Annotated in this window: 5 protein-coding genes; 4 read left to right on the top strand and 1 reads right to left on the bottom strand. The window is 66.2% G+C overall.

What is annotated here, in order from left to right; translation table 11 throughout:
* The 4 genes from rplM to ACTS1X_RS09225 all read left to right on the top strand — a co-directional run.
* Nucleotides 1–324 (top strand): 50S ribosomal protein L13 (gene rplM, locus ACTS1X_RS09240; RefSeq protein WP_442614098.1); only part of this gene is annotated, 324 nt, incomplete at its 5' end.
* Nucleotides 324–905: a 30S ribosomal protein S9 gene (rpsI, locus tag ACTS1X_RS09235; RefSeq protein WP_442614097.1), complete on the top strand. Its 582-nt coding sequence runs from the start codon at nucleotides 324–326 to the stop codon at nucleotides 903–905. The genes rplM and rpsI, both read left to right, overlap by 1 nt.
* A 129-nt stretch (nucleotides 906–1,034) precedes the next feature.
* Nucleotides 1,035–2,240 (top strand): threonine synthase, encoded by a 1,206-nt coding sequence (locus ACTS1X_RS09230; protein WP_442614096.1) that lies wholly within the window; start codon nucleotides 1,035–1,037, stop codon nucleotides 2,238–2,240.
* 73 nt (nucleotides 2,241–2,313) lie between these two features.
* Nucleotides 2,314–3,960 carry a methyl-accepting chemotaxis protein gene (locus ACTS1X_RS09225; RefSeq protein ID WP_442614095.1) on the top strand — a complete coding sequence of 549 codons (1,647 nt, stop codon included), beginning with the start codon at nucleotides 2,314–2,316 and terminating at the stop codon, nucleotides 3,958–3,960.
* Between the two features lie 9 nt (nucleotides 3,961–3,969).
* Here the strand turns inward: ACTS1X_RS09225 and ACTS1X_RS09220 are convergent.
* Nucleotides 3,970–4,594, bottom strand: a 625-nt coding sequence (locus ACTS1X_RS09220) for a DUF1499 domain-containing protein (RefSeq protein WP_442614094.1), incomplete at its 5' end; no start/stop codon positions are given.

Below are 4,594 nucleotides of genomic sequence, written 5' to 3'. Positions count from 1 at the left end.
GTCGATTGCGGCGACAATGTCATCGTCATCAACGCCGCGAAGGCCCGCTTCACCGGTAACAAGACGACCGACAAGATCTATTATAAGCATACCGGTTATCCGGGCGGCCTGAAGGAAACGACGCCGGAACGCATCCTCGAGGGTAAGCACCCCGAGCGCGTATTTCAGAAAGCCGTCGAGCGGATGATCCCGCGCGGTCCGCTGGGCCGTCAGCAGATGCGCAACCTGCGCGTCTTCCCGGGCGCCGAGCATCCGCACGAGGCACTCAAGCCCGAGACGATCGATCTCGCTTCCCGCAATCGCAAGAACAAGGTGGGCGCATAATGGCCGACAAGAAATCCCTCTCCGATCTGAAAGAGATCACCGAGGCTGCTGAAGCCGAAACCAAGACCGAAGAAAAGCCTGCCGCCGAAGCGGAAGCGGTGACCGAAACGGCCGCCGACGAGGCCGCCGAAACGGTCGAAGAAGCGGCTCCTCCGGTCGAGGAAACGCCGCTGCGCGAGCAGGAGATCGACGATCTGGGCCGCGCCTATGCGACCGGCCGCCGCAAGGACGCGGTCGCCCGCGTCTGGCTCAAGCCGGGCAAGGGCATGATCACGGTCAACGGCCGCGACCAGTCCAAATATTTCGCGCGGCCTTCGCTGCGCCTGGTCATCAACCAGCCGTTCGATATCTCCGAACGCCGCGGCCAGTACGATATCGTCGCGACCGTCAAGGGCGGCGGGCTTTCGGGCCAGGCCGGCGCGGTCAAGCACGGCATCAGCCAGGCGCTTGCCCGCTACGAGCCTAAACTGCGCGGCACGATGAAGGCCGCCGGGTTCCTGACCCGCGACAGCCGCGTCGTCGAACGCAAGAAATACGGCCGGGCCAAGGCGCGCAAGAGCTTCCAGTTCTCGAAGCGCTAGACGACCGGTTTGTCGCATTTCGGAATGCTCTCCCGCCATCGCGCGGGGGAGCATTCTTTTTTATCCGCCCGACAGGCGCTAAGGGCGTGGGAACGATAAACGGCCAAACGACGATCGGGACGCAACCGCGTGACAGCCAGCCATATTACGCATCTTGAATGCACGCGGACGGGCGAGACGGTGGAAGCCGGGCGTCTCCACAATCTCTCGCCGGCCGGCGCGCCGCTGTTCGCCCGCTACGATCTCGACGCGCTTCGCAATTCGCTCACGAAGGCCAGTTTCGCCGGGCGCCCGGACAATTTCTGGCGATATCGCGAACTTCTGCCGGTCCGGGACGCGGCCAATATCGCCAGCCTCGGCGAAACCTTCACCCCGCTGATCCCGCTGAACCGCCTTTCCGACGGGCAAATACTGGTCAAGGACGAAGGCCGCCTGCCGACGGGCTCGTTCAAGGCCCGCGGCCTCGCGATGGCGATCGCCATGGCCAAGGAGCTCGGCGTCCGCCGCGTCGCGATCCCGACCAACGGCAATGCGGGCGCCGCCGCCAGCGCCTATGCCAGCCGCGCGGGGCTCGAAAGCTTCATATTCTGCCCCGAGGACACGCCCGACGTGAATGTCCGCGAAACCGCGCTGCAGGGCGGCAAGGTCTGGCGCTGCAACGGGCTGATCGACGATTGCGGCAAGTTCGTCCATGCGGGCGAAGAGGAGATGGGCTGGTTCAACGTCGCGACCCTGCGCGAGCCCTATCGCGTCGAAGGCAAGAAGACGATGGGCATCGAACTCGCCGAGCAGCTGGGCTGGGAGGTGCCGGACGTCATCTTCTACCCGACCGGCGGCGGCACCGGCCTGATCGGCATGTGGAAGGCGTTCGCCGAACTCGAAGCCGTGGGCCTGATCGGATCGAAGCGCCCGCGCATGGTCGCCGTGCAGGCCGAGGGGTGCGCGCCGATCGTCCGCGCCTGGAACGCCGGCGCGGACACGGCCGAACGCTGGGAAAACGCGGCGACGGGCGCCGCCGGGATCCGCGTGCCGGCCGCGCTGGGCGATTTCCTGATCCTGCGCGCCCTGCGGGAATCGGACGGGTTCGCGATCGCCGTGGACGAGCAATCGATTTTCGGCGCCCGCGCCCGCGTCGCGCGCGAAGAGGGGTTGCTGCTGTGTCCCGAAGGCGCGGCCACCGTCGCCGGCTATCTCAAGGCCCTCGAGACCGGTCAGGTGCGGCCCGGCGACCGGGCCGTGCTGTTCAATTGCGGCAACGGTCTCAAATATCCGATGCCCGATGGCGTTCCGGCTCTCGACATCACCCTGCCTTTCGACTGGACGACGATCGGCTGACCGCTCCGTTGGTTAACAGCTTTTTTACCCGCCAGGCGCTAAAATCGGCGATTATCGATGTGGGGCGAGGCCATTGGCGGAACGAAGCGACAGCGCTGCTCACAAATACTGGTCCGACAACCCGCGTTTCTATGCGCGCGAGCTTGTCCGGGTCGGCGCACGCCCCGACACATTCCGGTATCGCGCGCTTCAGAGCCAGATCCGGTCGGCGGCGCGCTCCTATTACAGCCTGTTGCCGGCGGCGCTGGCCTTCATGCCGTTGCTCGTCTTCCTCTATTCCGACACGCCCAATCTCGGCCTGCTCATCGCCGGGGCGGCGGTAATCGTCGCAAGCTCGATATTCGGCCTGATGAGTTTTTCCGTCAAAGGCATCGAAGCGAAGATAGACGATCCCAGGCGGCTGGCGCTGATGATCTGTATCAACGCGCTCGTCGCGGCGATCGGATGGAGCCTGTTCCTGAGCGCGCTCTATGACGGCAGTCCCGAGCAGACCCGGTCGATGGTGCTGACCCTCCAGGTCGGACTCATCTGCACGGGCGCGCTGATGTTCATCACCCTCCCCTCCGCCTTTGCCTGCTTCTCGCTGCCGATCGCGATCGACTTCGTTCTCAACATCGTGCTGCGCGATGCCGCGAGCCAGTGGATCCTGTTTCCGCTGCTCGTCGTTCTGCTGCTGATGCTCGCACGCACGGTGGTCGACCAGTCGAGCCAGCTTGTCGCCAACAGCATGGCGATGGAGAAACTCACGCGATCGGAAACCGAACGCCGCTCGCTGCTCGAGGCCGAGCGGCAGCGGGTGGAAACCGAGCGGACGCGCGAGGTGGACAGCGCACGATCGCTGCTCGCCGAACGCGAGAAAATGACCGAACAGCGGCACAAGGAACTGCTCGCGCTCGGCGAACGCTTCAAGCAGTCGGTCGTCAAGGTCGCGACCGGGCTCGGCGAAGCGATCGCGATGCTGGACACCTCCTCCTCCGACCTTGCCCGGCTTTCGGGCGAGACCAGCGCCGACGCGTCCAAAGTGTCCGAGCGCGCGGCGGGCGCCAATGCCGCCGTCCAGCAGGTCGCGAGCGCGGTCCAGCAGCTCGACGCATCGGTCAGCGAGATTTCCGAACAGATCGGCAACGGGCTGTCCCTGAACACCACGGTCGCCGAGGCGGCCCGCGAAAGCGATGCGGCGATGAAGGTCCTGCTCGAACGCACCCAGGGAATCGGCAAGATCGTCGCGCTGATCTCCGAGATTGCCGGCCAGACCAACCTGCTCGCGCTGAACGCCACGATCGAGGCCGCCCGCGCCGGCGAAGCCGGCCGCGGGTTCAGCATCGTCGCGCAGGAGGTCAAGACGCTGGCCCAGCAGACCACCGACGCGACCGACAATGTCGATCGTCAGCTGCGCGAAATCGACGAGGCCGTGCAACAGGCGGTCGGGGCGATGACCAAGGCGACGCGCGAAATCGGCGGGATCACGGAAATCTCGAACTCGATCGCGTCGGCCGTGATGCAGCAGCGCGAAGCGACGCGGAACATCGGCGACAACAGCATTCAGGCCGCCCAGGATACCGACGATGTCCAGAAAAACATCCAGCGCGTCGCCGGCGCGGCGCGCGACAGCGGAACGCTGAGCGCCGACGTCAGCAAGACCGCCGAGAGCCTGGCCGAGCAGGCCGATGCGCTGCGCGACGCGACGGCCTCCTTCCTCGAGGAACTGCGCGCCGCCTGACGCGCGACGCTAGACGCCGGTTTCCGCTGCCAGATCGTCGAGAAAGGCGCGGACGCGATCGGCGTTGACCCCGAGATCGCTGACGCCCACCCGGCTGACCGAACGCATATGCACCACGCTTCCCTCGCCATTGGGATTGGGCGTGATCCGCAGGACGACATCGTCCTTGAAACGGTAGATCGACACGGTGTCGGTCGCCTCGACCCGGCCCGTCGCGGGGTCGGCGGCCGCGAGATCCCAGCCGCGCCGCTCGACGAGCCGTTCGGCCGCCGCGACCGCTTCGGGCACCGGGACCGGGACGAGGATCGGCCGGATATCGTAATAGGCCTCTTCGTGCCAGCGCCGCCAGCGGGCGGCATTGTCGAGGTCCGCGAGGTCCGCGCGGCCGCCATCGGGAACGATATCGCGATTGTCGGCGCGCAAGGTCAGCGTTTCGAAGGTCGGCGGGTTGGAGAGGTCGGTCGTGATGTCGTGGATCGGCGGCACCGTCGCCGCCTTGCCGAAGCTGTACGACACATAGCCGACGAAGCCGGCCGCGACGATCACCGCGAGCACGGGCCATAGCAGGCGGCGCCAATGGCGGCCGATCAGCAGCGCCACGATGGCGATCACCGACAGCCCCGCTCCGGCCATC

This window comes from Parasphingopyxis sp., assembly GCF_052168275.1.
Classification (GTDB): domain Bacteria; phylum Pseudomonadota; class Alphaproteobacteria; order Sphingomonadales; family Sphingomonadaceae; genus Parasphingopyxis.
This window is presented reverse-complemented; position numbering and strand designations above follow the sequence as displayed.